Here is a 26055-nt window from a genome sequence, read left to right as displayed (position 1 = left end):
GAAAAAGCGGCTGCGGCGGACGAATGCGCCGCCGTCATTTGGTTGACGCCGGAGAATGCGGGGGAGGCGAAGGCTTGGTTAGCGGCGGCGGCGCACCGGCAGACCCGACAATAACGATCGGTTCACCCGGATGATATTCCGGCGTCACACGCAACTCATCGCGCCCCATCTCGAGGGTGATGCCTCCAGAGGAAAAGTGTAATGTCGGCCAGGCAACGGCGATCTTGCGCGAGCCGACCCCTAGGAAGCCCCCGAAATCGATCACCGCGGCGCGCAGGTCACCCGAATGTCCGACGATAATATCGGTAACTTGCCCGAGCTTTTCCCCGGTTGTGCTTTTCACATCCTTTCCAAGTAGGGTTTCGACCGTGCTGTCGTCGACCACGATTGCAGGCGTCCCGAGGGGCGACGGCTCGACCGGCGGAATCTTTTCTTCGGCTTTCGCAGGCGAAGCTGCATCCGATTTGGGAGCGGGCTGAGGGGCTGGTGCCGTGTCCGCAGTTGCGCGTCGCGGTCCGATGCCCGCCGAGACTGCGATGGCCAGAAGACAAAGACCCGCCGCAAACCTCTTTCGCATCGATCGATCCTCGGACCTGATATGGCGGGACTTCGCTTCTGCGGTGCTCGCTGGCTTTTGCGAGAGCACATGACAGCGCGATTGTAACCAGCGGCAAGGGCGCAAGTTCCGGCAGCATTTTATCTTTGTGAGAACGGATGCCGCCGCCCGGCCGACCCGGTCCGCGGGCGTGCGATTGGCAGCCCAGGCGTTTTCTGCTTAGAAGCTCGCCGACCCGCTCGACGGCGACCTCTGGAGATACCTGTAGATGAAACTCGTACGCTTTGGCGCCCCGGGCGCCGAGAAACCCGGCATCCTCGATAACGAGGGCGCCGTCCGCGATCTTTCAGGAATCATTCCGGATTTATCGGGCGAGCACCTGGCGCCCGCAGCGCTCGCTCGGCTGCGCGGCCTCGATCTGGCGTCGCTGCCGAAAGCACCTGAGGGCGCGCGTCTCGGACCCCCGGTGGCGGGCACGCACAACTTCGTCGCGATCGGCCTCAACTACGCCGACCACGCCAAGGAGACCGGCCAGGAAATCCCCGCCGAGCCCATTCTCTTCAATAAGGCTTCGACCTCGATCTGCGGACCCAACGACGACGTGATGTATCCAAGAAATTCCAGGCATCTCGACTGGGAATGCGAGATCGCCTTCGTCATCGGCGCGCGCGCGCGATATGTGGAGGCCAAGGACTGGGCGAACTACATTGCCGGCTACTGCATCTGCAATGACGTGTCGGAACGCGTCTTCCAAAGCAAGCGCGCCGGTCAGTGGGTGAAGGGGAAGTCGGCAGAAACGTTCGGGCCGATCGGTCCCTGGCTCGTCACTCCGGACGAAGTGCCCGATACCGATAACCTAGCTATGTCCTTGGACGTCAATGGCGTGCGCAAGCAATCGGGCTCGACGTCGACGATGATCTTCAAGATCCCCGAGCTTCTCGCCTACGTGACGCAATTCATGGTTCTGGAGCCCGGCGACATCATAACGACGGGCACGCCCCCGGGTGTCGGCACTGCGCGCAACCCGAAGGAATTCCTGAAGGCAGGCGACGTCATGGAACTCAAGATCGAGGGCCTAGGCACGCAGCGTCAGAAGGTCGTTGAATTCAAGCTCTGACCTCAAGCCTCGCCATCTTCTTCCGGAGGAGGCTGACCTAACGGCCTCCTCATCAGGCTCCGGAAATCCGTTCCGGTCCGGATGGCGAGCTTCTGGCGAATCTCGTCCCATGAACGCGGATTGTCGAGGTCCAGCCGGCCCAACGCCTCTTGAACGTATTTGAGCTGATCCTTCAGGTCCTGCTCGCCGTGGGCAAGGCCCTCGTCCGGCTGCGCGGCAGCCTCGAGATCGTCGATCAGGGTGCTGATGAGACCGGTTTCCGGGAACAACAAATAAAGCGTTAGCTCGTCGCGCACGCGTCCGTCGACGCCATCAAGCACCGATAGTTTTTGCGCGTCACCGCCAGCTTCCCGGCGGAGGCGCGAATAAACTTCGCTCAGAATGCGGTCCTGTCCATTCTGAAATTCGCGCAGGAGGAAATCGAGGTTCTCGTTCTTCTTGCTGTGTGCGTTGAGAGCTTTCCATGCTTCCAGAATTGCGTCGCGCGACTCCGGGAGGCTCAGGCGCGTGTCGACGATGTCGGACCGCAAATTCACGGCTTCGAGCAACTCTTCGCGGTAGTAGGCGATGAGCCGTTGACGCTCTTCCTGTGAAAGCGGCTGGATTCCGGGCAGCGCCTGCTGCTGCTCACGCCGGCGTTCGATTTTCGGAACGCTTCCCGTATGCAAAGGCAATTCCGGCTGCGCACTGCGAAGCATGCCGCCTTCCAATGCAGGACGTTCCAGCACGCCTTCGAACCGCGCCCGATCACGGCCATAGCCCGTGCTCTCGGGAGCCGTCGCACGGATCGTCAGAAGCGTCTCGTAGAGCGCCGGTCGAATGTAATAGAGATCATCGGTATCACGGTCCGGCGCTACGGCTTTTGTCGCGGCACCGGCATTGATCACGCGACGCACCACGCGCGTATCGTAATCGTTGTCGATCTCTTTCAGCGTCACGCGCGACGTGAACCCTTCGGTCTCCCGGATCGGCTCCAGCGTGTTGAGCACGATTTCGGAATGCTCACGCGGATGCGGCGCGAGCGCGGCCGATACGAGTTGCTCGAGTTTAGCCCGGTCCTTGGCGCTGGAATCGGCTTTGAACTGCTTATCGCAGACTGACGAGAGATATTCGCGCAGTTCGCTCCGAACCCGGTAACGCTCCGGATTTTGACTGACGCTTTCGACCGCGCCGATATCCGCGCCAGCCGTCAGCACCATGCGGATGCGATCTGCTTGCGATCGCTCCATGTTGCTCAAATCGGCAAGCGCCGAAAACCCGTCCTGGTTGGTGATGGGTTTGAGCGACGTCAGCGTCAGCCACGCTGTCTCATAGGGATGCGCTCCGAGCGCGGCATTGATCGTCGCCTCGAGCTGAGCGCCGGACCGCGCTCTGAAGCTCGGAATATCCGACAGCGGTGAGCGCACGGCGTTGGCGCCGAAAAGGCCCGACATGAAGATCAACCCGTCGAGGCCGATCGCAATTGCGAGCGCCAGATACGCGAGCCGGTTTCCGTCCTGGAACGCGTTGAGCGTTACGACGAAGCGGTGCGCCTTGTCATCGCGCGAAAGCTCGATGTGGTTGATCTTCGTCCGCAGCGCATCCGTGTCTGAGCTTGGAAGCGCGCTGTCGGCAAGGCAACCGCGCGCGAAGGCGAAGAGATCGTCGGTCGATTTGTTGGCATTGAGTTTGTCGCCGCCGGCGCAGGCATTCTCGAATATCTTCGTGCCCGCCTGCAGCGCGAACAGTGTCGCCGCCGCGTCAGCCGTCGACTTCGGATCGCAATCGACCGTCGAAACGAGCGCCCGGGTCTCTGGCGTCGCCTGCATGGCGCCGGTGATCTCGCCGCACATCCGCTGGACTTGGCCGAGATGCTCGACCGTCGGGTCGGCGCGAAACTCCGCCTTCGTCTGATCGAAGAGAGGCAGAATACGCGCAGGATCGGTCTTCGGGCCCGTATCGGTCTGCGCGCTGCCTTCGGCAAGCTTGATGCGCTGCTCGGCGGTCTCCGCTTCGCCTTTGTACTTCGCGAGATCGCCGTCGAGCGTGGCGAGCTCTCTGTCGACTGCCGAAAGCCGGGACTCGACGGTGGCTAGACGCTTCTGCGCGTCCTTCATCCGCTCCTGAGCGATCTGAGCGGCGGCCTGGAGCTGCGCCAGTTCACCCATACGCTGACGATAAAGCGGCCCGCGGCCCGCCTTGCCGCTTCCTTCGACACCCTTGTCCTCGGCGAGTGCCTCGACGCGCTTGGCGTCGACGTCGCGCAGCTTGGCGTCGTACTCGCCCTTCTTGGCCGCATAATCCGCGGCAAGTTCCGGCCGCTGCCCGGCAAGATTCGATTTTTCATCCGTCAGCGACGTCTTGCGATTGGCCAGCCCCGCTTGGCCCGCCTGTGCCGACGATATCCTCTCCTGCTGCTCTTTCACCGAGCGCCGGTGCTCTTCGATCTGATCGTTGACGAAGCGTTCGATCACGCCCTGCGACTGGGCGGCGGCTTTCGCGACGTGGTCGAGCTGCTGCTCATAGCCCTTCCACGCATCCGTCGTGAAAAGCTCTTCCGCCAGCACCGCGCGACGGGCGGCGATGGCCTGCTCGATGTCGGTGATGATTCCGGCAACCTGGTTCTGCGCGCGAAGTTCGGCCGCGCGCACACGCTCTGACTGCGGGAAGATAGAGGTGAAGAAACTATCGAACGAGAAGAAGACGCTCGTCGCCATGCAGGCGAGGAACATCACCCAGAGCATCGAATTCCGGATGATGACGCGGATGACCTGCACGTACGGCCGCACCAGGTCGCTGGCTGCATAAAGTGCGAAAAGCGCGAAAAGGAGCAGTCCCGCCGCGAACATCAGGAGCTTGTCGCTGGCGGCGGACCAGTTGATGTCTTCGACGCTCGGATGTTTCGTGCCGCTCTGTCCCGACCATTGCAGGAAAAGAACGAACCCCGTGACGAAGAGGAGGAGGCCGATGAATGAGCCGATCCACGGCTGCACCCCCGAACTGACGAGCGAGGATTGGCCCGGCCGCGCCCGTGAATTCATTCCGGTCGCAAAGCTTTCGCCGATCAGCCACGCGACGATCAGCATGATGCCTTGAATGCCGAACGTCACCATGCCGGAGAGCAGGGGCTCGCCGGTGAAATTGTACATTCCTTCCCAGGTTCGCCAGCCCGCCGCGCCCGACAAGACGATGCCGGTCGTACCGAGCAGTGCGAGCCGCCAATTGGTGAAAACGGTGTCTTCGACGACGGCTCGGAGGCGCCTCGCGACCCGCGTTCGAAGCAGAAGGACGAGGCTGCACGTCAAGAAAACTGCGATGCCAATCGGCTGGGCGTGCTCCGCCAGCCTGTCGATCAGAAGCTTGATGTCCATCCTGAGCCCGATTCCGGCCTTCCGTTTGTGGCGAATCGCCCGCCGCTTACCTTAATAATTGCGCGGCTCAGCTGGCCGATTGGCGGCAACATTAAGACGAAATGTGCTCATCGCATGAACTTCTCTTTAGAATTCGGAGGTTGGAGCGATAATCCAAATGCGGTCAAGCGCCTAGCCGCGCCGCACAAAAATCGCGTCGCCGCCTTGAACCGAATGGCGGGTAACCCCGACATGTTATATTGTCCCGTTGCCTGAGGGTTTCCAAAGCGCTCGTCTGGCCGGGTTTAGAGGACTGTTATGGTGACAACGGCAGCCGAAGACCAACGCGCCCGCGAGCGAGTGAAAACGTCGCTCGAGCAGGCAACCGCCATCTTCGCGGAGAAGAACATCAGGTTCACGGACCTGCGCCGTAAAGTGTTCGAGGAAATCGCCTCGACGCTCGCAAGCGTAGGCGCCTATGAGGTCCTGGATCGCCTCGCCAAAAAAGGCACGAGGCTCGCGCCGATTTCGGTCTACAGGGCGTTGGATGCGCTTCTCGAAGCCGGCGTCGTCCATCGGCTCGAGAGCAAGAATGCCTATTTCGCCTGCCGGCGCCTGCATCAGCCGAGAACCGGTCGTCGTCCGATGTTTCTCAGCTGCGAGAAGTGCGGGATTGTGCAGGAAGTCGATGGTGACGACATCTTCCACGCCATCGATACCGCGGCCGAAGGCGCCAATTTCGAGCCTCGCGTGCGCTTTGTCGAAGTCTCCGGCACATGCCAGGAATGTGCAGCGCGCCGCAAGGCATAGGCAATATCAGCAAGACCGCGGCCCGAATTGTCGTCGAGCCTTCGGGCATGGAGAACGTATTTGTCATCCCGTGATGCACCAGGAACGGGTTCGCCGAACGGCAACAGCGCGACTGACGCCGCGGCCGCGCCTTGCAGCTGCGGTCACAACCATGACCATCGGCAAACCGATCAGCAGCTGGCTGCGGAGCCCGATCCCGGCGCGCTGATTTCCGCCCGTGGCGTCACGATGTGGCGCGGAAGCCGCGAGGTGCTGTCCGACATCAACCTCGACGTGAGACGCGGCGAGATCGTCACGCTGATCGGGCCCAACGGCGCCGGGAAGACGACGCTCGTCCGAATTCTGCTCGGCATCGAGCACCCCGAACGCGGCCGCATCATAAAACCGGCATCGACGCGCGTCGGCTACGTTCCGCAGCGCTTTGAAGTCGACGGGGCGATTCCGATGACGGTCGAGTCGTTCCTGTCGCTAGGTGAGCATACAACGCTGAAGGCCATCAAGGCGGCGCTGGAAGAAACCGGCGCGGCGAAGACGATCAATCAGCAGTTGTCGAAATTGTCGGGTGGCGAAACCCAGCGGGTCTTGATTGCGCGCGCGCTGCTTCGTAAGCCGAACCTTCTTATTCTTGATGAGCCTGCGAGCGGCGTCGACTTCACCGGCGAGGCCGACCTCTACGATCTGATCGGCCGCCTGCGCGACAAACATAACCTCGGTGTTCTTCTGGTGTCGCATGATCTTCACGTCGTCATGGCGCGCAGCGATCGGGTGATTTGCCTGAACGCCCATGTCTGTTGCTCGGGCAAGCCCGAGGACGTGTCGCAACACGCCGCCTACGCCCGCATCTTCGGACCCCAGGCAGCCACCGTTCTCGGCGTCTACCGCCATCACCACGACCATCGGCACGATTTGACGGGCGAACCCAAGCCTCTCGCCGGCGCCTCACCGACAGGGCGAGGCTCCTGAGTGTTTGATTGGCCCGAGCCGTTCGTCTGGCGCGCGTTATTCGCAGCCGTCGGATTAGCAATCATCGCCGCGCCACTCGGCTGCATCGTCGTATGGAGGCGCATGTCCTACGTCGGCGAGACGCTCTCGCAGGCGGGCCTCTTGGGCGTCGCGCTGGGCCTCGCGGCCAACGTCGATCTGACGTTTTCGGTCATTCTCGCGGCCATCGCCGCGGCGGGCGTCCTGACGCTTCTCTCGCGCCAGCAAATGGTGCCGCTCGATTCCGCCCTGGGCCTGATGCACCACGCGACGCTGGCGCTCGGGATCGCGGCAATCGCATTGGTAAAAGGTCCGGCGATCGACCTGATGAGCTATCTCTTCGGCGACGTTTTCGCGGTGACAGCGACCGATCTCTATTGGATCTACGGCGGTGGCGCCGTCGTCGTCGCCGTCACCCTCTATCTTTGGCAACCGCTCGTGCGGCTTTCGTTGCACGAAGATCTGGCGACCGCTGAAGGCATCAACCCCCGGCTGCCGCGCGCGGCGTTCGACCTCCTTCTGGCGGTGGTGATTGCGGTCGCGATGAAGATCGTCGGCATTTTGCTCGTCATGGCTTTTCTTGTGGTCCCGGCCGTTGCCGCGCGGCCACTATCCGAAACGCCCGAGCGGATGGCTGTGCTCGCTGGGGCAATGGCGATTTTGGGCGTTATCCTGGGCCTTTGGCTGTCGCTTTCGAGCGATGCCCCGGGTGGCCCGAGCATCGTCATAGCGCTGTGCACAATCGCGTCCATATCGCTTCTGGCGGGAAGCCTCAGACGGCGCTAGAACTTCGCTCCACAGGGTTCCGGAAAGGCCTCAACGATGTCGCACGGCGGCAGCATCACGATGAAAGCCAGGCACGAGACCGTCGCGGTCAGCGTCGGCGGTGTCCAGGTCGGCGGCGGTGCGCCGGTCGTCGTTCAATCGATGACCAACACCGATACCGCCGATATCGCGTCGACAGTGAAGCAGGTGGCCGACCTGGCGCGGGCCGGGTCCGAACTCGTCCGCATCACGGTCGATCGTGATGAGGCTGCGAAGGCCGTTCCCCACATTCGCGACCAGTTGCGCGCGCGCGGCGTCAACGTGCCTCTCATCGGCGACTTCCATTACATCGGCCACAAGCTTTTGGGCGATAACCCTGCTTGTGCCGAAGCGCTCGACAAGTACCGTATCAATCCCGGCAACGTCGGCTTCAAAGACAAAAAAGACCGTCAGTTCGGCGCCATCATCGAGACGGCGTTGAAGCACGGTAAGCCCGTCCGCATCGGCGTGAACTGGGGCTCGCTCGACGCCGAGCTGCTGACGCATCTGATGGACGAGAACGCTAATTCCCCGGAGCCGAAATCGGCCCGCAGCGTCATGCACGAGGCGATGGTGCAATCGGCGCTCCTTTCCGCTGAACGCGCGGAGGAGATGGGGCTAGGACGCGACAAGATCATCGTGTCGGGCAAGGTGTCATCGGTTCAGGATCTCCTTGCCGTCTACGCGATGCTTGCCGACCGCAGCCGTTACGCGCTCCACCTCGGTCTCACCGAAGCGGGCATGGGATCGAAAGGCATCGTTGCTTCGTCGGCGGCGCTTGGCATTCTCCTGCAGCAGGGCATCGGCGACACGATCCGCTATTCGCTGACGCCGGAACCCGGTGGCGACCGCGCGCAGGAAGTCCGCGCCGCGCAGGAACTGCTGCAGACGATGGGATTGCGGTCGTTCGTGCCCGTCGTCGCGGCTTGCCCCGGTTGCGGCCGCACGACGTCAACCGTGTTCCAGGAACTCGCTCGCGACATCCAGGATATGATCCGTGATCGTATGCCGGATTGGAAAACGCAGTACCCCGGCGTCGAGACGCTCAATTTCGCTGTCATGGGATGCATCGTGAACGGCCCGGGCGAAAGCAAGCACGCCGATGTCGGCATTTCGCTTCCGGGCACCGGCGAGTCCCCCGCTGCGCCCGTCTTCATCGACGGCAAGAAGGCGATGACGCTCCGCGGACCGAATATCGCGGGCGATTTCAAAGCGATCGTCGAAGATTACATTCAGCGCCGCTTCGGCGTTACAGAAATTGCCGGTGGTGCGGCGGCCGAATAGGCCCACCCCGGTAACCAAGAAATGCGCGTTCTTTTCGTATGGTAGCGCGAGAGTGGCAGCTCTCGCCGCGCTTTGCGACGATCCTGCGCTCGCCTTGCGCCCCCTTAATGATGTATCGAGGCCCGGTTAACACCTCTTCGACAAGTTACCACCTCTTCGAATGGACCCCCACGCTTCGAACGCAGTTTGCTAAGGACGTGTGCATCAGCCTCGACGAAGGAATATTTGTAGAATGAGCGAAGGAATAAGCACGCTCGAGCGCCACCTTGTGATCGGCGCAGGACCTGTCGGTCTCGCGATGGCGTCGGCATTGAAGCGTCACGGTATTCCTTTCGACCTCGTCGATTCCGCTTCCGGTGTGGGCGGTAACTGGCTTCACGGCGTTTATCGGCACGCGCACATCGTCTCTTCCAGGAAGGCGACGGAATACACCGATTATCCGATGCCCGCGGATTATCCCGATTTCCCGTCAGCCGACCAGATGCTCGCCTATCTGACGGCCTTCGCCGAAGATCGCGGGCTCCTCGCGTCGAGCGAGTTCAACAAGAGCGTGGCGTTCGCGGCGCCCGACAGCGGCGGCAACTGGAACGTCAAATTCGCAGATGGCGAGGAACGCAAATACAAAGGCGTCGTCGTCTGCAATGGCCATCATTGGGACAAGCGCTATCCCAAATTCCGCGGCCACTTCTCCGGCGAAATTCTGCACTCCAAGGATTACGTCGGTCCGGAGCAGCTCCAGGACAAACGCGTGCTTGTCATCGGCGGCGGCAATTCCGGTGTCGACATGGCGTGTGACGCAGGTCGTTTCGGCCGAGCCTGCGATATCAGCCTGCAAACCGGTTATTGGTATTTGCCGAAAACCTTTCTAGGTCGCCCTCTGACGGATATTCCGATTTGGGGACTGCCGATATTTCTTCAGCGCGCAATTCTGAAATCGATCGTCGCCGTCAGTATCGGCGATTACCGGCGCTATGGTCTGCAAACGCCGAACCACAAGATCTTTGATCGCCACCCGGCATTCGGAACCGACCTTCTCAACGCGATCCGCCTCGGACGCGTCAACCCGAGACCGGGGATTGATCGTGTCGACGGGAATACTGTGACGTTCGTCGATGGCACGACGGGTGAGTACGATCTGATCGTCGCCGCAACGGGCTTCAATACGTCGTTCCCATTTCTTCGCGATGGCCTCGTGAAGGTGAAGGACGGCGTGGTGCAGGTTTACGGCGGCGCATTCCCGGCCGGCATTCGCGGACTTTATATCGTCGGCTGGGCTCAGGCGCGAAATGGCTTCGGTCGCCTCATTACGCCGCTGGCCGATCTCTATGCGCGCATGATCACGCTGCAGGACGAGCTTACGCTTCCTCTCGGAACTCTCATGGAGAGTTCTTTCACGCAGCGATTGCCGACGACACATCTGGTCGATCCGGAAAAATCGCGTCGCGAGATTCGCCTCGCCCATTGGATCTTGCCGCTATTGAAATTGCGCGACCGGCGATTGGCGCGCAAACACGTGAACAAAGGCTCGAATCCGGCAAACGCCGCCTTACGGCACGCGCATAAAGAGTCTGGAAATACTCAATTTAGATCAAATTAATCATGCATAGCAGTTTCCCGGTTTCCGCACCCCAGTTGCCAAATTGGAAACCTATATCCCGTTAGGACGTTAACCAGCTCAAGAATGGTCGAACGGCCAAACACATAACGGGGTTCAAAATGAAATCGCTACCAGTCAAATCCGCGTTCGGCGGAGCTGTGTTCCTGCTCACCGCAAGCAGCGGCGGTGCCTGGGCCGCAGATCTTGGTCCCTACCAGTCTTACACTCCGCCGCCGGAAGCGCGCTACGAGGCGCCTTCGATTTGGCAGGGCGCTTACGTCGGCATCAACGGCGGTTACGGCTGGTCGAATTCGAATATCGCCAAGCCTGAAGGTGGCTACGGCGGCGCTCAGGTCGGCTACAACTGGCAGCGCGGGCGTTTGGTGTTTGGTATCGAGGGCGACTTCCAGGGCGGCGACATCGGCGGCCAGACCACCACGGCCTTCGACGACAAGGTCCGCTCTGACATCAACTGGTTCTCGACCGTGCGCGGCCGCGTCGGTATCGCGACCGGACCCTGGCTCATTTACGGCACGGGCGGCGTCGCGTTTGCGGACGTCGACACGAAGGTTCGCTTCGACGACGGCGATAAATGGAAGAGCTCCGGTACGCAGACCGGCTACGCCGTCGGCGGCGGTATCGAATGGGCCTTCACTCAGAACTGGAGTGCCAAAGCCGAGTATCTCTACGTCGGCTTGGGTGAGGATGCATTGGGCGTAAACAACGACTTCCAGACCGTACGCCTCGGCCTCAACTACAAGTTCTGAACGTGAATTGAAGCAGAGCCTCCGCTCTAGCTTTCGCGACGGCCCATCAGTCGCGCAGCTTCAACGAGGGGCTCTGCCTTGTCTCCGAATATCGCAAGGGCGTCGATGCCGGACGCGATGGAGCGGTCGAGATAGCGACGCGCCTCCGCAATTCCAAGCATGCCGATCAACGTCGCTTTGCCCGCGGCAGCGTCTTTGCCTGTCGCTTTGCCGACATCCGCGCTTGACCCTTCCGCATCGAGCAGATCGTCGCTGATCTGGAACGCGGCGCCGAGATGCTCGCCGTAAGTTTTGAGCGCCGCGCGCTGTTCGAAGCTCGCACCGCCGACGATTGCCCCCATTTCACAGGCCGCCGTGATTAGCTTCCCGGTCTTGAGCGCCTGCAAGCGCATGATGTCGGTGATGGTCGGATCGGGTCGCGCGCCGAGTTTTCCGGCTTCGAGATCGAGAACCTGTCCGCCAACCATTCCGTTGGCGCCGGACGCCACAGCAAGAAGGTAGACGAGCTCCGCCCGCGCCTTCGGATCGCCGCTGCCCTTTGAACCGCTGATCAGTTCGAACGCGAGAGCCTGAAGGGCGTCGCCCACCAGAATGGCCGTCCACTCGTCGTAGGCTTTCCACACCGTCGGGCGGCCGCGGCGGAGTTCATCGTTGTCCATCGCAGGAAGGTCGTCATGCACCAGCGAATAGCAGTGGATGCACTCGAGCGCGGCGGCAGCAGGAAGGGCGGCTTCTTTATCGGCGCCGAACAGCGCTGCGCTGTGGAAAACGAGAAACGGCCGAAAACGCTTGCCGCCACCTAGAACGGCGTGGCGAAGGGCCTCAGCCAGCCTCGGAGGCGTGCCTGCGGCCTCCTGCTCGGCAAGAACGGAGGCTAAAAAGGCTTCCACGAGTGTTGCTGAGTTGCCAAGCTGGACAAGAAACGGTGACACTGCCTTATGCTCTCCCCAGGGATCGTTCAGCCGCTTAACCAAGGCCATGGTTAGACGCTATGCCGAGGCGGTATCACACTATCAGCGATTGAATCAAAGCATGGATCGGCCGGACGGAACATCGGGCTCAACTGCCGCGCCCCTGGCGCCATCGGGCGACCAGGACGTGCTGTCGCCGCCACGACCCATTGCGGCCGCAGAAGTCGGCGCAGCGCTCGCCCGTTCGCTTGCTCTTGCCAACGCGCTGAGCGCATCCACTGTCCCCGAGGTGAGCGAATACCGCGCGACGCTCGAAACGTTGCTTCCAGATCCGTCGCCGGATCGCTGGCAGCCGCCGCTGCCGCTTCCTCCAAGGCCGCTTCCCGCGCGCGCTTTCTTCGAGACGTCTCCGCAAGAAGTCATCCAGACGGCGCTTCCATCTGAGCCAGCGGTAGAACCGGAACTGTTCGCACCTGAACCTCAGCGTCCTGCAGTATTGCCGCCGGCCGGCTCAGGCGAAGCGATCGTGGCCGCGCCCGAAGATGTTTTTTCCGCAATAGACGCTGAAGTTTCGTCGCGCTCATTCTCAAAAGCTGAACAGGTGAGCAGCGAGATTCTCGAAAAGGCCGAGGTCGAACAGCCGGTCGATCCCTTCGTGGTCGCGCTTCCAGACGGCTCAGAACGCGCGAACGAATTTCTCGGCCAAACGATCCCACAGCGCATGCTGGAACCTCGGTTATGGGCGCCGCCCCCGCCACCCGCTTTCGACGGTCTGACCGTTGATCGTTCGATGCGGCCAGATCTCGCGCCAGATCTTGCGCAAGTCGAGAAGCAATCGCCGGCACCGCGGATCTCAGCCGGGCGTGGCTCGCTCATCAAACGAGGCCTGAAGCTTTTATCGCTGCTCGCTTTGGCATGGCTCGTGATCGTGCTGCTGCTGATCGTCACCTACCGCTTCATCAATCCACCGGCTTCGGCCTTGATGCTGCAGCAATGGCTAACCGGCCAGTCCATTTCGCAAAAGTGGGTGGCGATAGAAGACATGTCGCCGAATATCGTCCGCGCCGTATTGTTGAGCGAAGACGGTCGCTTCTGTCAGCATTCCGGCATCGACTTCGAGGCCCTGGAAGACGCCGTAGAGAGGGCGGGCGGCGGCGCTGCCGCGAGGGGCGCCAGCACGATCTCGATGCAGGTCGTCAAGAACATGTTCCTCTGGCCGTCGAAGAGTTATTTGCGCAAAGCGATCGAGCTGCCGCTGACCTACGTGATGGAACTCGTCTGGCCGAAGCATCGGGTCATGGAAGTTTACCTCAACATCGCCGAGTGGGGCCCGGGCATTTTCGGAGTGGAGGCGGCCTCGCAATACCATTTCCGCAAATCGGCAAAAAGCCTCTCCGAACGAGACGCAGCCCGCCTCGCGGTCGCCCTGCCTAACCCATTGACGCGCAACGCCGGAAAGCCGGGTCCAGGCCTCCAGCGCCTCGCCAACGCCATCCAGGTCCGGATGCGGCTGGCGCCGTCCAGCCAGCTCACCTGCGTCCTGCCGAAAAGGCGCATTTAAAGGTTTCGCCAGGGGACTGGCATTTCCCGCATAACTTGCGTATAAGCCCCGCCCAAGGGACCGAGCGCCTGGAAACGGAGCCGCCGGTTTATCCAGCGATATAGGGTTAGGCTTTCCCGCCGCTCGTTCGGCGGCCCGTCCGCTTTGGCGGCGGCACGGTTATTACATTTGGAGCAAGACTGATGGCAGTTCCGCGCAAAAAGACGTCCCCCATGAAGCGGGGCCAGCGTCGTTCTCATGACGCTCTCACGGCACCGGCCTACGTCGAGGACAAGGACAGCGGCGAGCGTCGCCGTCCGCACCACATCGACCTGAAGTCGGGCAAGTACCGTGGCCGGCAGATCCTGCCGCCCGCGCTCGAAGAATAAGCGTCTTCGCCGATCCATCGAAAATTCAAGGCGCCGTTGTCTTCGCAGCGGCGCCTATTGCCTTTTGCCGGCCACCGTTGCTTGGCAAAACAGGGCTGCCGTGCCAAAAAGCGCGTGCTCGCCCCAAGGCGACGCCCGGGGGACAATCGAAATGTCAGGAGACCTTCATGTCCGTTAGAGCCATTCCGCTCTTGGTTCTCGCATTCCTTCTCTACAATGCGGTCGTCCTGACGATGGGGCCGGAGGCTCTGAAAAGCGATATTTTCACAGTCCATCTCCTGAGCGGCGGCGACTGGTCATTCAACTGGGGCGACTTCATTTTGCTCGTCACCCTGATCCTGCTCTTCATCGAGATCGTGAAATCGACATTCACGACGACCTCGACGTTGATCGATCACGCTCTTTCGATGGTTGTCTTCACCGCAGTCGGAGCCGAGTTCTTGATGGTTCCGCAGGCCGCGACGTCGGTCTTCTTCCTTATCCTCATCGCCGCGCTGATCGACGTTATCGGTGGCTACACGATCGGCATCCGCGTCGCGCGCCGCGACCTGAACATCGGCGCCGACCAATAAGTTTTCACCGTTCAAAATTGGGACTTCGGAAGCACGGCTTTCGGAGTCCGTTAAACTTACCCAAGCTGCGCGATTTTGGTGCTTGTTAAGGCGGCCGAATTCGTTTTCCCTCGAAGACAAGCATCTGCCATTCCCGCCATTCCAAGGGTGCTGCGAGACAGCTCGAGGGTGAAACGTGGTTTCTGCGCGTGACGCTGATGGTCGGCCTCAGGCCCAGATGCCTGACGAGAACCCGAAATCTCCAGATACCGGAAAACGTGATCCTCTGACTGAGACCGAAGGCCTCGACCTCGTCGGCATTCTGTCGTCCGTTGAGGAAACCGCCTACGTCTGGGACCTTCGAACAGGCCGCCTCGACTGGGAAAGCAATGCTGCCGAAATCCTCGATGTCGGCGATCTGAGCAAGATCTCGACGGGCGCCGCCTATCATGCGCTGATCGCGCCGGAGCACCTGAACGTCCGCCTCGAAGTCTTTGCGCGCAGCGTCGGAGCCGACCCCGAACGAGGCGTTCCCTATCGCATTCAATATCGTCTGCGGCCCGGCGGCCTGCGGAGCGGCAAGGAAGTGCGCCTCGAAGACCAGGGGCGATGGTGGCCGGGAGCCGACGGACATCCCCAGCGGGCGCGCGGTGTCGTCCGCATCGTTGATGATCACTATCTCGAGCAGCAGAGGCGGCTCGTGCGGAACGATCTCGACGAGCTGACGGGCCAGCTCAACCGCATGCGCTTGACGGAGGCCCTCGCCACCGTGCTCTCGCGGACCGAACGGGAACAGCGATCCAGCGCCTTCCTCATGATCTCCGTGAACAACCTGGCGGTCATCAACGAAACGTTCGGCCTCGAGGTCGGCGACGAGGTGATCGCTGAAGTCGGCCGGCGAATTCGCGCCAAGCTGCGTGGCGGCGATATCATCGGACGCTACTCCGCCAATAAATTCGGCATCGTCTTGATGAACTGCGGGGCCGGTGCCGTGCACACGGCAGCCGAGCGTTTCATCAACGCCGTGCGGGATACGACGATCAAGACGTCTGCTGCTCAATTGTCCGCAACCGTCTCACTCGGCGGCGTCATCATTCCCGATCAGGCGAACTCCGTGCATGACGCGGTGAACTTCGCCTTGCGGACATTGGACATCGCCAAATCGAAGCGCTTCGATTGCTTTGTCCTCTACGAACCCTCACCTTCCGGAGACGGCGCACGCCTGCGCAACAAAACGATCGCAGAAAGCGTCGTTAACGCCCTCGACGAAAATCGCATGCGGCTCGTGCTGCAGCCCATGGTCTCGACAAAGACCGGCAAACCCGAAGTGTACGAGGCCTTGTTGCGAATGGTGCGTCCGGACGGAAGCCTCGTTGCGGCCGGTGAATTCGTGCCGATCGCCGAGCAGCTTGGCCTGTCTCGCCTCATCGATCGCAGAACTCTAGAGCTGACGGTCGACCTGCTGAAGCAACACCGTGAATTGATTTTGTCCGTCAATGTCTCGGGCCTAACGTGCTCGGACAAAGAATGGCTGACGACGCTGCGCCGTGTGACGGCGGGCCATCCCGACGTGCTCCGCCGGATGATCGTCGAGATCACGGAAACCGTCGCGCTGCACGAGCTCGATCAGTCCGTCAATTTCGTCAACACCCTGAAAGAGCTCGGCTGCCGCGTCGCCATCGACGACTTTGGCGCGGGCTATACCTCGTTTAAAAATCTGAAGCTGCTCAACGTCGATATGGTGAAAATCGACGGCGCGTTCGTGAAAAACGTCGCCAACGACACGAGCGATCAGATCTTTGTAAAGACCATGATCGAACTCGCGAAGACGTTCGGCATGGAAACCGTCGCCGAATGGGTCGGTGATGAGCGTTCCGCGAAGTATCTGACGGATGCGGGCATCACGTACATGCAGGGCTACTATTACGGCATGCCCTTCGACAGCTCCGACTACGTCAAAGCTGCCTGATGGCACCGATACTTCGCAGTGACACTTCCGCGTGCTCAGGGCCGCGATTGCGACAGCTTCTCGATCTTCTGCTGCATCGCTGAGAGCTGCGACTTGAGTTCGCTCAGCTCGTCGCGGTCGCCGGATTGTTCCGGCGCGGGCGTTTGAGTTGTGCCCGGTGCTTGGCCCTCGCCGGGCTTGCCGCCCTTACCAGGCGTTCCGAACGAAGCCCACATCGACATCGCCTGCTCGAACATGGCCATGTTCTGTCTGGCTTGCTGCTGGTAAAAATCGAACGCAGCCGCAGGATTTGAGAACGCCGAAGCGAATTGCTCGCGAAAACGAACCTGTTCCTTCGCCAAGTGCTCGAGACTGAACTGCAGATAGCTCGGCACCATGCGGGCAATGCTGTCGTCGTAGAACCGGATGAGCTGCCGAAGGAACGGAATTGGCAGAAGCGCCTGCCCGCCTTCACGGCTTTCCTGCTCAACTATGATCTGCGTCAGAACTGCGTGAGTGAGATCGTCGCCGTTCTTCGCGTCGTAAACGACGAAATCGCGGTCGCCGCGCACCATCTTCGCCAGATCTTCCAGCGTTACGTACGTGCTGGTTTCGGTATTATAAAGTCGCCGGTTGGCGTACTTTTTAATAACGACGGCTTCGCGTTTCGGGGCTTGCGTCTGAGGATCAGGATTGGTCAACATCGCGTTCGTGTTCTCTACTAACGGCGGCTTAGAGTAGGTTGCTGCACTGCGGCAGCGTACCACACCCTGGGGCCCCACCGCCAGACGTTTCTGTCACTCTTTTGGGCGGGGAGAAACCAATGCCGATGGGCAGTCTAGGCAAGAGGTCGCAATTGCTGAAAATAACCACGCGCTGCAAAGTGCCTTTGTCTGCTGATTGAAGCCGTAATAAGTGGCGCGCCGGCAGGGCGTTCTATAAATCTTCAAGCAAAACTACGTGCCCAGGGAGGGGCCGCCAATGAGCCAGGACGCTTCGACAATCGTTATCGCGAGTGCAGCACGCACACCCGTCGGTTCCTTCAACGGCGCCTTGGCATCGCTGCCCGCTTCGAAGCTCGGTGAAATCGCCATCAAGGCCGCGCTTCAGCGCGCAAACGTGCCCGCAGGCGACGTATCCGAAGTTATTCTCGGACAGGTTCTGACCGCTGCGCAAGGCCAGGGGCCCGCCCGCCAGGCATCCGTCGGCGCCGGTATTCCGGTCGATACACCCGCCTGGAGCGTCAACCAGATCTGCGGTTCCGGTCTCCGCGCCGTTGCACTCGGAATGCAGCAAATTCAGACGGGCGCTGCATCCATCGTCGTTGCCGGCGGCCAGGAAAGCATGAGCCAATCGACCCACGCGGCGCACATGCGCGACGGCACGAAGATGGGCGACATCAAGTTCACCGACACGATGGTGAAGGACGGCCTCTGGGACGCCTTCAACAATTACCACATGGGCACGACGGCCGAGAACGTCGCCCGCCAGTGGCAGATCACGCGTGAAGAGCAGGACAAGTTCGCTGCCGCCTCGCAGAACAAGGCCGAAGCCGCAAGGAAGGCCGGAAAGTTCAAGGACGAGATCACGCCGGTAACCATCAAGGGCAAGAAGGGCGACACCGTCGTCGATCAGGACGAATACATTAAGGAAGGCGTCACCGTCGAAGGCATCGCCAAGCTCCGTCCGGCCTTCGATCCGAAAGAGGGCACCGTGACGGCTGCGAACGCGTCCGGCATCAACGACGGTGCTGCCGTCGTCGTGCTGATGACCGCGGAAGAAGCAAAGAAGCGCGGCATCACTCCGCTCGCGCGCATCGTCTCGTGGGCGACCACGGGCGTCGATCCCTCGATCATGGGCACCGGTCCGATCTCCGCATCTAAGAAGGCGCTCGAGAGAGCCGGCTGGACGATCAACGATCTTGATTTGATCGAAGCCAACGAAGCTTTCGCGGCTCAGGCGCTCGCAGTGAACAAGGGCGTGGGCTGGGATGCCGACAAGGTCAACGTCAATGGCGGCGCAATCGCGATCGGCCATCCGATCGGCGCATCCGGCGCACGTATCCTGAATACGCTCCTTTTCGAAATGCAGCGTCGCGACGCCAAGAAGGGTCTCGCGACATTGTGCATTGGCGGCGGTATGGGCGTCGCCATGTGCGTCGCACGAGACTAAGCGCCCTCAATTTCTAACGCAGCCGTTCCGAGTTGGACGGCTGCGTCTCTATATCCAACCAAAAGCCGCAACAAAAAAATCAGGAGAGAATGATATGGCACGGGTTGCCCTCGTCACGGGAGGCACGCGCGGCATTGGCCACGCAATTTCGATCGCTCTTAAGAGCAACGGTTACCGTGTAGCCGCCAGCTACGCCGGCAACGACGCCGCAGCGCAGGCATTCCAGGTCGAGACGGGAATCCCCGTCTACAAGTTCGACGTCGGCAATTACGACGCGAGCGAGAAGGCAATCGCACAGATCACCAAGGAAGTTGGCCCCATCGACGTGCTGGTGAACAACGCCGGCATCACGCGCGACGTCATGTTCCACAAGATGACGAAGCAGCAGTGGGATGAAGTGATCGGAACGAACCTCAACGGCTTGTTCAACGTCACTCGCCAGGTTTGGGAAGGCATGCGCGCACGCAAGTTTGGACGCGTCATCAACATCTCTTCCATCAACGGCCAGAAAGGCCAGATGGGCCAAGTGAACTACTCGGCATCGAAAGCCGGTGACATCGGGTTCACGAAGGCGCTCGCACAGGAAGGCGCCCGCGCCGGTATCACGGTCAACGTCATCTGCCCGGGCTACATCGCGACGGAAATGGTCAAGGCCGTGCCCCAGGACGTTCTCGAGAAGAGCATTCTTCCGCAGATCCCGGTAGGCCGCCTTGGCGAACCGCACGAGATCGCTCGCGCCGTCGTGTTTCTCGCGTCCGACGATTCGGGCTTCATCACCGGTTCGACGCTCACCGCCAACGGCGGACAGTACCTCGCGAGCTGACAGGTCTTAAGGGACCGGACGGCGAGATCGCCACAACACTTTGCGCCAATGAAAAAGGCTCTGCCGGAAATCTCCGGCAGAGCCTTTTACGTTTGACGACGATGAAGCGAAGTCTCAGCCGCGGAAGCGCGATCTCACGATGCGGGGAAACTCGTCCTCGCTCTCGCTTTGGTTCTGCGCGTAGGCATTCGCACCCCGCTGCTCGGCTTCCCGCTGCTGCTCGGCCATGTGCTGGCGTCCCTCTTCGATGCTCCACCAGCGCTCACCCGCGGGCGGCGCCACTGCGGGCATCGACGCCGGAGCCTGCTGCTGGGGCGCAGACGGCCCAGGCGCTGGGCGGCCGTTGTAGGCCTGCTGTTGCTGCTGCCGTGCCGGCTGCTGCTGGGGCGCCGAGAACCACGCTTCGATCAGATCGAGTTCATCGGCCGACAGGCTGAGGCCCTGGCTCCGGCAGCGCGCAACGACGAAGTTGCGGAAGCGGCCGGCAAAAAGGCTTGCTGACGTTCCCTGCTCGAACCACGGATCGCTCTCGCTCACCACGTCATAGATGAAACGAAGATCGTCGCGCTTGATGTCGAGGCCGAACTCCCGGGCGCGCTGGGTGATGTTGACAAGCGTCTGCGCGCCCTGCAGCCCGTTCGATGTGATCTCTTGCGACATCACATCGAACAGAACGCGATATTCCGCCGGAGCCAACGCCGGTGCCTGGCAGGCATCGTGGATACGCGCGATCGATTGCTGGATCTGCGTTGCCTGATCGGCGCCCCGGGGCGCGGCAGCCATCGCCGTCCCGCTCATCGGAGCACTCATGGGAGGAGGGGGCGTCTGCTGGCCCTGCGGCCGTGCCAGTTCCCGGCGCGGTTCGGGTTGATAGGTCGCCTGCGGCGGCGGAGCCACGGGCTGCCGTCGCGGCTGCAATGCCGCTGCCCCCGGAGCCTGAGCACCGACAGACTGCGTGAGCGCCTGCGGAGCCGCAGGAGCGACTGCCGTCAGTTCCGGCATGCGCGACGTCGGCATTGGCGGCGCAGGAGGCGCAGCCGGTGTCACCCGGTCGATGTAGCGCGACTGCGGGACGGGCGACTGGTACGCGCTCTGAGGAATAGCAGCAGGAGCGGCCGGTTGCGCGACCCGCGCGGGAGCCGACAAAGCAGCTTGCTGCGGTTCGGCGCGAGCGGGTTCAGGCCGGCGTTGTTCAGCGACCGGTGGCGCCAGCTGCTGAGGAGCGATCAGCCCGGCTGCCGAGATGTGCCGGTTACCGTCGAACACGGTATAGGGCGCCGTATCGCTCAGGTGGATGTCTTCCGGAAGATCTGCAAGCAGCAGATCCCGGAACGATCCGTACCCGCCCCAATTCGTGCCGACCGTCTTATCGCGGCCGACGACGCGCACCGCACGATCCGCCAGCGTCTCGAGAGGAACGGCCTGCGGAGCGACGCGGACGAATTCCACGACCTCGGAGAGAATGGCCTTGCGCGCCGCCTCGACATCGATTGGAGCCGGTGCCGCGATCTCGCGCGGGCTTTCGCCCGAAATTGCTCGGTTGCCGCTGGTCAGCAGCGTGATGAGGTTGGATTCGCGAATTTCGCCGTCGCTGATCGCCGTATAGGGCTGCGCGGTGTGGTCGTTCGCAAACACGACCGTGCGCCGTGCATGCGCGCGCAGCCGGTGAAGCAGCGGCGTGAAATCGGCATCGCCCGACAGAATGATGAATTCGTCGAAATACGTGTCGTGATTGAGGATATCGCGAACGTCCATCACAATGCGGATGTCGGCGGAATTCTTCAGCTGCGCCGTCAACGGCGGGCAATCGATCACTTCGAAGCCCGAGCGCAAGAAATGGTGCCGAATGAACGGGAACGAGTTCATGTCCGTCGAATTGTCGTGCGCATTACGGCGAGGAACGGGATTGCCGTAGCACCGGTTCATCGCGATCCGGCGTTCGCCTGGCAATGAGTACGAGTTCGTGGACGTGATGAGTTCGCCGGACGCAATTCCTTGCAGCCACACAGCACTGTCTTTGGCGAAACGCTTCGCAGCGTCTTCGTTCTTACGTTTCAAAGATAGGTAGATGTTGTCGTAATCGACGAACACCGTAGATAGGACGGGTCCTGAGGACTCGCGTTTCATGGACTGCAACCCCCGTGAATCGGAACATGATTCGCAATCACTGTTGACGAGTCGAACGCCGCCTACAAGAAGCGCCACACCACTGTTGTCGGAAAGGGGCAATTAACCCGTGGATGGAAGGCCATCACGCCACGCCGCCGAAAAACGCAGTTGGGGACGGCATGTGGATCATCGCCGAAAGGCTTTGATCTGTTGCAGCTTCGCCGCTTAGTCGACGACCGGAGGCGCATCCGGCACGAAGTCCGGAGCGGTCAGCGTGAAGCCCTCGAACATGAACCCCGGCGCGACCGTGCAGCCGACCAGCGTCCATTTTCCGAGGCTGCGCGCCTGCTGCCAATGCCCCGAAGGAACGACGGCTTGCGGCCGCTCTCCTCCCGCGAGATCCGAGCCCAGCCGAATGCGTTGAACCGGACCGCCCGTTGGTGAAATCTCCAGAAGTATCGGGTCGCCCGCATAGAAGTGCCACGCTTCGGCCGCGTCCACCGCATGCCAATGCGAACGCTCTCCCGCTTTGAGAAGAAAGTAGATCGCAGTCGATGCCGCGCGCTCGCCCGGTTTCGCTGCATCCCGAAAGGTCTCGCGGAAATGACCGCCCTCAGGGTGTGGAGAAAGCCCAAGCATCTCGATCACGTCGTCGCCGGAGAGATCGCCTTTCATCGTGGACCCTCCGCCGGTGATCAGGCCTTGTTCTTCAATTGACGGAGGCGCGCGAACACTTCCCAGTCCGGTGCGCCAAGCATCCCGAGGCGCGCCTGGATCGCGCGGGACTGCGGCCGGAGAAACGGGTTCGTCGCGCGTTCGACGTCAAGCGTGGTCGGCAGCGTCGGCCGTCCTGCCGCGCGCAAGCCTTCGACCTCGGCCACCCGCTTCTTCAGGGCATCGTTCTCCGGCTCAACGGACACCGCAAAACGGGCGTTGTTCAGCGTGTACTCATGACCGCAATAAATTTTCGTATCGCCCGGCAAAGCCGCGATCTTCGAAACGGACTCCCACATCATCTGCGGGTCACCTTCGAAAACTTTTCCGCAACCGAGCGAAAACAGCGTGTCTCCCGTGAAGGCCACGCCATCGTCCGGGAAGTAATACGTGATGTGCCCGAGCGTATGCCCGGGCGTTTCGAGAACCTCGATCGGGTGGCCCGCAAATTCGAGCTGGCTCCCGGCCTTGACCACACGCGTCAATCCCGGAATGCGGTCGGCCTCCGCTTCCGGACCCGTCACGCTCGCGCCGTAGTGCGCCTTGAGCTCATTGATGCCGCCCGTGTGATCGGTGTGGTGATGCGTGATGAAGAGATGGTTCAACCGCCAGCCGCGTTCGGCCAGCGCCGCCTTGATCGCAGAAGCGGACGGCGCGTCGATGACTGCCGTTTCGCCGGTTTCCGGCTCGTGCAGAAGAACGCTGTAATTATCTGCCAGGCACGGCAGAAGAACGATATCGAGAGCTCCCATGGCCGGGACTTTGGTTGGCCGCGTCTGCCGTGTCAAACGCAACGAAACGACGCAGCGATAAGAGGGTTACCGCCAGCCGAGGCTGTCTCTGGCGGTCCGGATCGTTTAGAGACAATGCCGGTACCGATTTTATCACGACTGGTAAGCGCAAACGATGCCTCTCGACGCAAAGACATTGAGAGATTTCTACAGAACCCCGCTCGGCCGGGTCGTTCGGCGGCAGCTCACGACCGCCATCCGCGCGCGCTGGAGCCGGGTTAGCGGGCTGACGGTGGCAGGCGCCGGGTTCGCGACACCGTTCCTCGGCACGTTCCGCACCGAAGCTCAGCGCCTCGCGTGCCTGATGCCCGCACGCCAAGGCGCGATCGTATGGCCGCACTCAGGGCATTGCCACTCGGTCCTCGTCACGGAAAACCAGTGGCCCCTGCCTGACAACTCGGTTGATCGACTTCTGGTCGTCCACTGCCTCGAGCAGGCGGAGCGCCCGGGGCCATTGCTCCGGGAGGTATGGCGCGTCCTGAAACCTGAAGGCCGGGCGCTGTTCGTCGTGCCAAATCGCCGGGGACTCTGGTCGCGCATGGACCGGACGCCATTCGGTCACGGACTGCCCTTCAGCCGCGGGCAGCTCGAAACGCAGCTCATCGACGCGCTCTTCACGCCTGTCGACTGGGGTGAAGCGCTCTACTTTCCCCCGGTCAACCAGCGCCTGCTTCTGCGCATCGCGACGCCCATCGAACGTTTCGGATCGAGCATGTCGATCGGCGTCGCCGGCGTCATACTGGTCGAGGCAAAGAAAGAAGTGATGGCGCCGGTCGGCAGCGGCAAGCGCGTCGCTCAACCCGCAATCCTGAAGCCGGCCGATACACGAAGCACGTCCGGGGTCCGCCGCTTCTAGCGGCCGGCTGCGGGCCGCTTGGGGCCGCGGAGGAGAAACACGGCTTTTTCCCCGAACATGTTCTGCATCGATAACGACCATTTGATCGGCAGACGCGCGCCGTAGGCGTTGAACGCGACGGCTTGCTCGACGTCCGCATGAACGAGCTCGCACAAGTCGGCGAAATCCCGGATCGTGCACAAATGCGCGTTGGGCGTCAGATACCACTCATCCGGCAGATTATCGTTGATCGGCATCCGGCCTGAGAAAAGCAGCTTCGTGCGCACCTGCCAGTGGCCGAAGTTCGGGAACGAAACGATGGCGCGACGTCCGATCCTGAGCAAATTCTCGAGCACGGTTTTAGGCTGCCGCGTCGCCTGGATCGTCAGCGATAGAATGGCGTAGTCGAAAGCCTGGTCGGGGTAATTGTCGAGGTCGCGGTCGGCGTCGCCCTGGATGACGGAAAGGCCGCGCGCCACGCAAGCGTTGACCTTCTCACGCTGTAGTTCTACCCCGCGCCCGTCGACGCCCTTGCGCTCGGACAGAAGCTGCAAAAGCTCCCCGTCGCCACATCCAACGTCTAGAACCCGCGAGCCCGCTTCCACCATTTCGGCGATGAGCAAATGGTCGACACGCGGGGCTCTCGGTTGCCCGGCGATTTTTCCGATATCGGGAGCGTTCATTTTCGCGCCTCCGGTGAGCCGAGCCCGCGCTTCATCGCGGCGGCATTGAGAAAGCCCCGGACCGTCGCGAAAAACGTCGGTTCTTCAAGCAGAAACGCATCGTGGCCCTTGTCGCTCTCGATATCGACGAACGAAACGTTGGCGGCAACCGCGTTGAGCGCCTGGACGATTTCGCGGCTCTCGCGCGTCGGATAAAGCCAGTCGGAGGTAAACGACACCACGCAGAAGCGCGTCTTCGTGCCACGAAAGGCATTCGCGAGCACACCGCCGGCGCTTTCGCGCATGTCGAAATAATCGAGAGCACGCGTGATGTAGAGATAGCTGTTGGCATCGAAGCGATCGACGAACGTCGACCCCTGATGCCGCAGATAGCTCTCGACCTGGAATTCGGCGTTGAACGAGAACGACAGCGACGACCGGTCCTGCAAGTTGCGGCCGAATTTCCGGTGCAGGGCTTCTTCCGAAAGGTACGTGATGTGGGCCGCCATGCGCGCGACGGCGAGGCCGTTCTTCGGCACCGTTCCGGCAGCATAATAATTGCCGCCCGACCATTCGGGATCGGCCATGACGGCTTGCCGGCCGACCTCGTGAAACGCGATGTTCTGCGAAGAATGCCAGGCAGCCGTCGCGATCGGCACGGCCGCGAACACGCGATCCTTGTAGCGCGACGCCCACTCGAGAACCTGCATGCCGCCCATCGAGCCGCCGATCACTGCGAACAGTTGATCGATGCCGAGATAATCGATGAGGCGCGCCTGCGCTTCGACCATGTCGCCAACGGTGATGACCGGAAAGGTAAGGCCGTAGGGTGCGCCGGTCTTCGGATCGATCGAGGCCGGACCCGTCGATCCCATGCAGCCGCCGACGACGTTCGAGCAGATGACGAAGAAGCGGTTCGTGTCGATCGGTTTGCCCGGCCCGACCATGTTATCCCACCACCCCGGTTTGCCGGTGATGGGGTGACGGCTCGCGACGTACTGATCGGCGGTCAGCGCATGACAGATCAGGATGGCGTTGGACTTCGCCGCGTTGAGTTCGCCATAGGTCTCGTAAGCTATGGAAAAGGGAGCGAGATCCTGCTGGCAGGCAAGGTGCAGCGGCGCGCCGGTATCGAAATGCACGACCGGGCTCGACGGCGTATCCACCTCGGGGTGCCGCCGTGAAACCGAGGCAACAAGATTGGGCGATGCGCCAGTCATCGTATTTGTTCGATATCCCAAGGGCTAAGCGGTAGGGCGGGCTTGCTAGGCTTGCCGCAGACAAAGTCAACTTTAAACTTTGATTTCAAGTGATGTTGCCCCTATCAATGCGCGCGAAATCGTCAATACCGTTCAAGAATTCGAG

At 61.5% G+C, this 26055-nt stretch carries 23 protein-coding genes; 14 read left to right on the top strand and 9 right to left on the bottom strand.

Features of this window, described 5'->3' with window-relative positions; all coding sequences use genetic code 11:
- Window positions 1-34 precede the first annotated feature (34 nt).
- On the bottom strand, window positions 35-577 hold the full coding sequence (locus BM399_RS13680; RefSeq protein ID WP_092869094.1) for a PRC-barrel domain-containing protein: 543 nt from the start codon (window positions 575-577) through the stop codon (window positions 35-37).
- A 247-nt stretch (window positions 578-824) separates the two neighbouring features.
- Between BM399_RS13680 and BM399_RS13675 the strand changes: the two genes are divergently transcribed.
- Window positions 825-1673: a fumarylacetoacetate hydrolase family protein gene (locus tag BM399_RS13675; protein WP_092868345.1), complete on the top strand. Its 849-nt coding sequence runs from the start codon at window positions 825-827 to the stop codon at window positions 1671-1673.
- A gap of 2 nt (window positions 1674-1675) precedes the next feature.
- Here the strand turns inward: BM399_RS13675 and BM399_RS13670 are convergent, their stop codons facing one another.
- A complete protein-coding gene (locus tag BM399_RS13670; RefSeq protein WP_092868344.1) occupies window positions 1676-5023 on the bottom strand; it encodes a hypothetical protein in 3348 nt (1115 codons plus the stop codon).
- Window positions 5024-5320: 297 nt separating this feature from the next.
- On the opposite strand from BM399_RS13670, the gene BM399_RS13665 reads away from it, so the two are divergent.
- The 6 genes from BM399_RS13665 (at window position 5321) to BM399_RS13640 (ending at window position 11245) form a co-directional block, all read left to right on the top strand.
- Entirely contained in the window at window positions 5321-5812 is a 492-nt protein-coding gene (locus BM399_RS13665; RefSeq protein WP_092868343.1) for a Fur family transcriptional regulator, read from the top strand.
- 60 nt (window positions 5813-5872) lie between these two features.
- Window positions 5873-6775 carry an ATP-binding cassette domain-containing protein gene (locus BM399_RS13660; RefSeq protein ID WP_092868342.1) on the top strand — a complete coding sequence of 301 codons (903 nt, stop codon included), beginning with the start codon at window positions 5873-5875 and terminating at the stop codon, window positions 6773-6775.
- The gene (locus tag BM399_RS13655; RefSeq protein ID WP_092868341.1) at window positions 6776-7579 is read left to right on the top strand and encodes a metal ABC transporter permease; all 804 of its coding nucleotides are present in this window, start codon (window positions 6776-6778) and stop codon (window positions 7577-7579) included.
- Window positions 7580-7615: 36 nt separating this feature from the next.
- On the top strand, window positions 7616-8881 hold the full coding sequence (gene ispG, locus BM399_RS13650; RefSeq protein ID WP_092868340.1) for a flavodoxin-dependent (E)-4-hydroxy-3-methylbut-2-enyl-diphosphate synthase: 1266 nt from the start codon (window positions 7616-7618) through the stop codon (window positions 8879-8881).
- Between the two features lie 232 nt (window positions 8882-9113).
- On the top strand, window positions 9114-10478 hold the full coding sequence (locus BM399_RS13645) for a flavin-containing monooxygenase (RefSeq protein WP_092868339.1): 1365 nt from the start codon (window positions 9114-9116) through the stop codon (window positions 10476-10478).
- 119 nt (window positions 10479-10597) lie between these two features.
- Window positions 10598-11245, top strand: coding sequence for an outer membrane protein (locus BM399_RS13640; RefSeq protein WP_092868338.1), 648 nt, complete (start codon window positions 10598-10600; stop codon window positions 11243-11245).
- 26 nt (window positions 11246-11271) lie between these two features.
- Here the strand turns inward: BM399_RS13640 and BM399_RS13635 are convergent, their stop codons facing one another.
- Window positions 11272-12177, bottom strand: coding sequence for a polyprenyl synthetase family protein (locus BM399_RS13635; protein ID WP_177228163.1), 906 nt, complete (start codon window positions 12175-12177; stop codon window positions 11272-11274).
- Between the two features lie 100 nt (window positions 12178-12277).
- Here BM399_RS13635 and mtgA point away from each other — a divergent pair, with 100 nt between their 5' ends.
- From mtgA to BM399_RS13615, 4 genes are all read left to right on the top strand, one after another.
- Window positions 12278-13717, top strand: coding sequence for a monofunctional biosynthetic peptidoglycan transglycosylase (gene mtgA, locus BM399_RS13630; protein WP_092868336.1), 1440 nt, complete (start codon window positions 12278-12280; stop codon window positions 13715-13717).
- A gap of 182 nt (window positions 13718-13899) precedes the next feature.
- The gene (rpmF, locus tag BM399_RS13625) at window positions 13900-14085 is read left to right on the top strand and encodes a 50S ribosomal protein L32 (RefSeq protein WP_092868335.1); all 186 of its coding nucleotides are present in this window, start codon (window positions 13900-13902) and stop codon (window positions 14083-14085) included.
- A gap of 167 nt (window positions 14086-14252) precedes the next feature.
- A complete protein-coding gene (locus tag BM399_RS13620) occupies window positions 14253-14657 on the top strand; it encodes a hypothetical protein (RefSeq protein ID WP_092868334.1) in 405 nt (134 codons plus the stop codon).
- 175 nt (window positions 14658-14832) lie between these two features.
- A complete protein-coding gene (locus BM399_RS13615; RefSeq protein WP_244531257.1) occupies window positions 14833-16605 on the top strand; it encodes a bifunctional diguanylate cyclase/phosphodiesterase in 1773 nt (590 codons plus the stop codon).
- Window positions 16606-16640: 35 nt separating this feature from the next.
- Here BM399_RS13615 and phaR read toward each other — a convergent pair whose 3' ends face one another.
- Window positions 16641-17288, bottom strand: coding sequence for a polyhydroxyalkanoate synthesis repressor PhaR (gene phaR / locus BM399_RS13610; RefSeq protein WP_092868332.1), 648 nt, complete (start codon window positions 17286-17288; stop codon window positions 16641-16643).
- Between the two features lie 277 nt (window positions 17289-17565).
- Here phaR and BM399_RS13605 point away from each other — a divergent pair, with 277 nt between their 5' ends.
- Both BM399_RS13605 and phbB read left to right on the top strand, forming a co-directional pair.
- A complete protein-coding gene (locus tag BM399_RS13605) occupies window positions 17566-18756 on the top strand; it encodes an acetyl-CoA C-acetyltransferase (protein ID WP_092868331.1) in 1191 nt (396 codons plus the stop codon).
- Window positions 18757-18850: 94 nt separating this feature from the next.
- Window positions 18851-19579: an acetoacetyl-CoA reductase gene (gene phbB / locus BM399_RS13600; RefSeq protein WP_092868330.1), complete on the top strand. Its 729-nt coding sequence runs from the start codon at window positions 18851-18853 to the stop codon at window positions 19577-19579.
- Window positions 19580-19693: 114 nt separating this feature from the next.
- On the opposite strand, the gene BM399_RS13595 is transcribed toward phbB, so the two are convergent.
- The 3 genes from BM399_RS13595 to gloB all read right to left on the bottom strand — a co-directional run bounded on the left by BM399_RS13595 (window position 19694) and on the right by gloB (window position 23154).
- A complete protein-coding gene (locus tag BM399_RS13595) occupies window positions 19694-21706 on the bottom strand; it encodes an NYN domain-containing protein (protein WP_092868329.1) in 2013 nt (670 codons plus the stop codon).
- A 207-nt stretch (window positions 21707-21913) separates the two neighbouring features.
- Window positions 21914-22363: a cupin domain-containing protein gene (locus BM399_RS13590; RefSeq protein WP_092868328.1), complete on the bottom strand. Its 450-nt coding sequence runs from the start codon at window positions 22361-22363 to the stop codon at window positions 21914-21916.
- 20 nt (window positions 22364-22383) lie between these two features.
- The gene (gene gloB / locus BM399_RS13585; RefSeq protein ID WP_092868327.1) at window positions 22384-23154 is read right to left on the bottom strand and encodes a hydroxyacylglutathione hydrolase; all 771 of its coding nucleotides are present in this window, start codon (window positions 23152-23154) and stop codon (window positions 22384-22386) included.
- A gap of 154 nt (window positions 23155-23308) precedes the next feature.
- On the opposite strand from gloB, the gene BM399_RS13580 reads away from it, so the two are divergent.
- On the top strand, window positions 23309-24049 hold the full coding sequence (locus BM399_RS13580) for a class I SAM-dependent methyltransferase (protein WP_092868326.1): 741 nt from the start codon (window positions 23309-23311) through the stop codon (window positions 24047-24049).
- On the opposite strand, the gene metW is transcribed toward BM399_RS13580, so the two are convergent.
- Window positions 24046-24711 carry a methionine biosynthesis protein MetW gene (gene metW, locus BM399_RS13575; RefSeq protein WP_092868325.1) on the bottom strand — a complete coding sequence of 222 codons (666 nt, stop codon included), beginning with the start codon at window positions 24709-24711 and terminating at the stop codon, window positions 24046-24048. The two genes, BM399_RS13580 and metW, sit on opposite strands and share 4 nt — an antisense overlap.
- Window positions 24708-25910 (bottom strand): homoserine O-acetyltransferase MetX, encoded by a 1203-nt coding sequence (metX, locus tag BM399_RS13570; RefSeq protein WP_092868324.1) that lies wholly within the window; start codon window positions 25908-25910, stop codon window positions 24708-24710. Before metX ends, metW begins: the two co-directional genes overlap by 4 nt.
- Between the last annotated feature and the right edge of the window lie 145 nt (window positions 25911-26055).

Origin of the sequence: Hyphomicrobium facile, from assembly GCF_900116175.1 — a bacterium.
Taxonomy (GTDB): domain Bacteria; phylum Pseudomonadota; class Alphaproteobacteria; order Rhizobiales; family Hyphomicrobiaceae; genus Hyphomicrobium_B; species Hyphomicrobium_B facile.
Note: the sequence above shows the minus strand (reverse complement) of the source record. Positions and strands in the feature narration are given on the sequence as shown.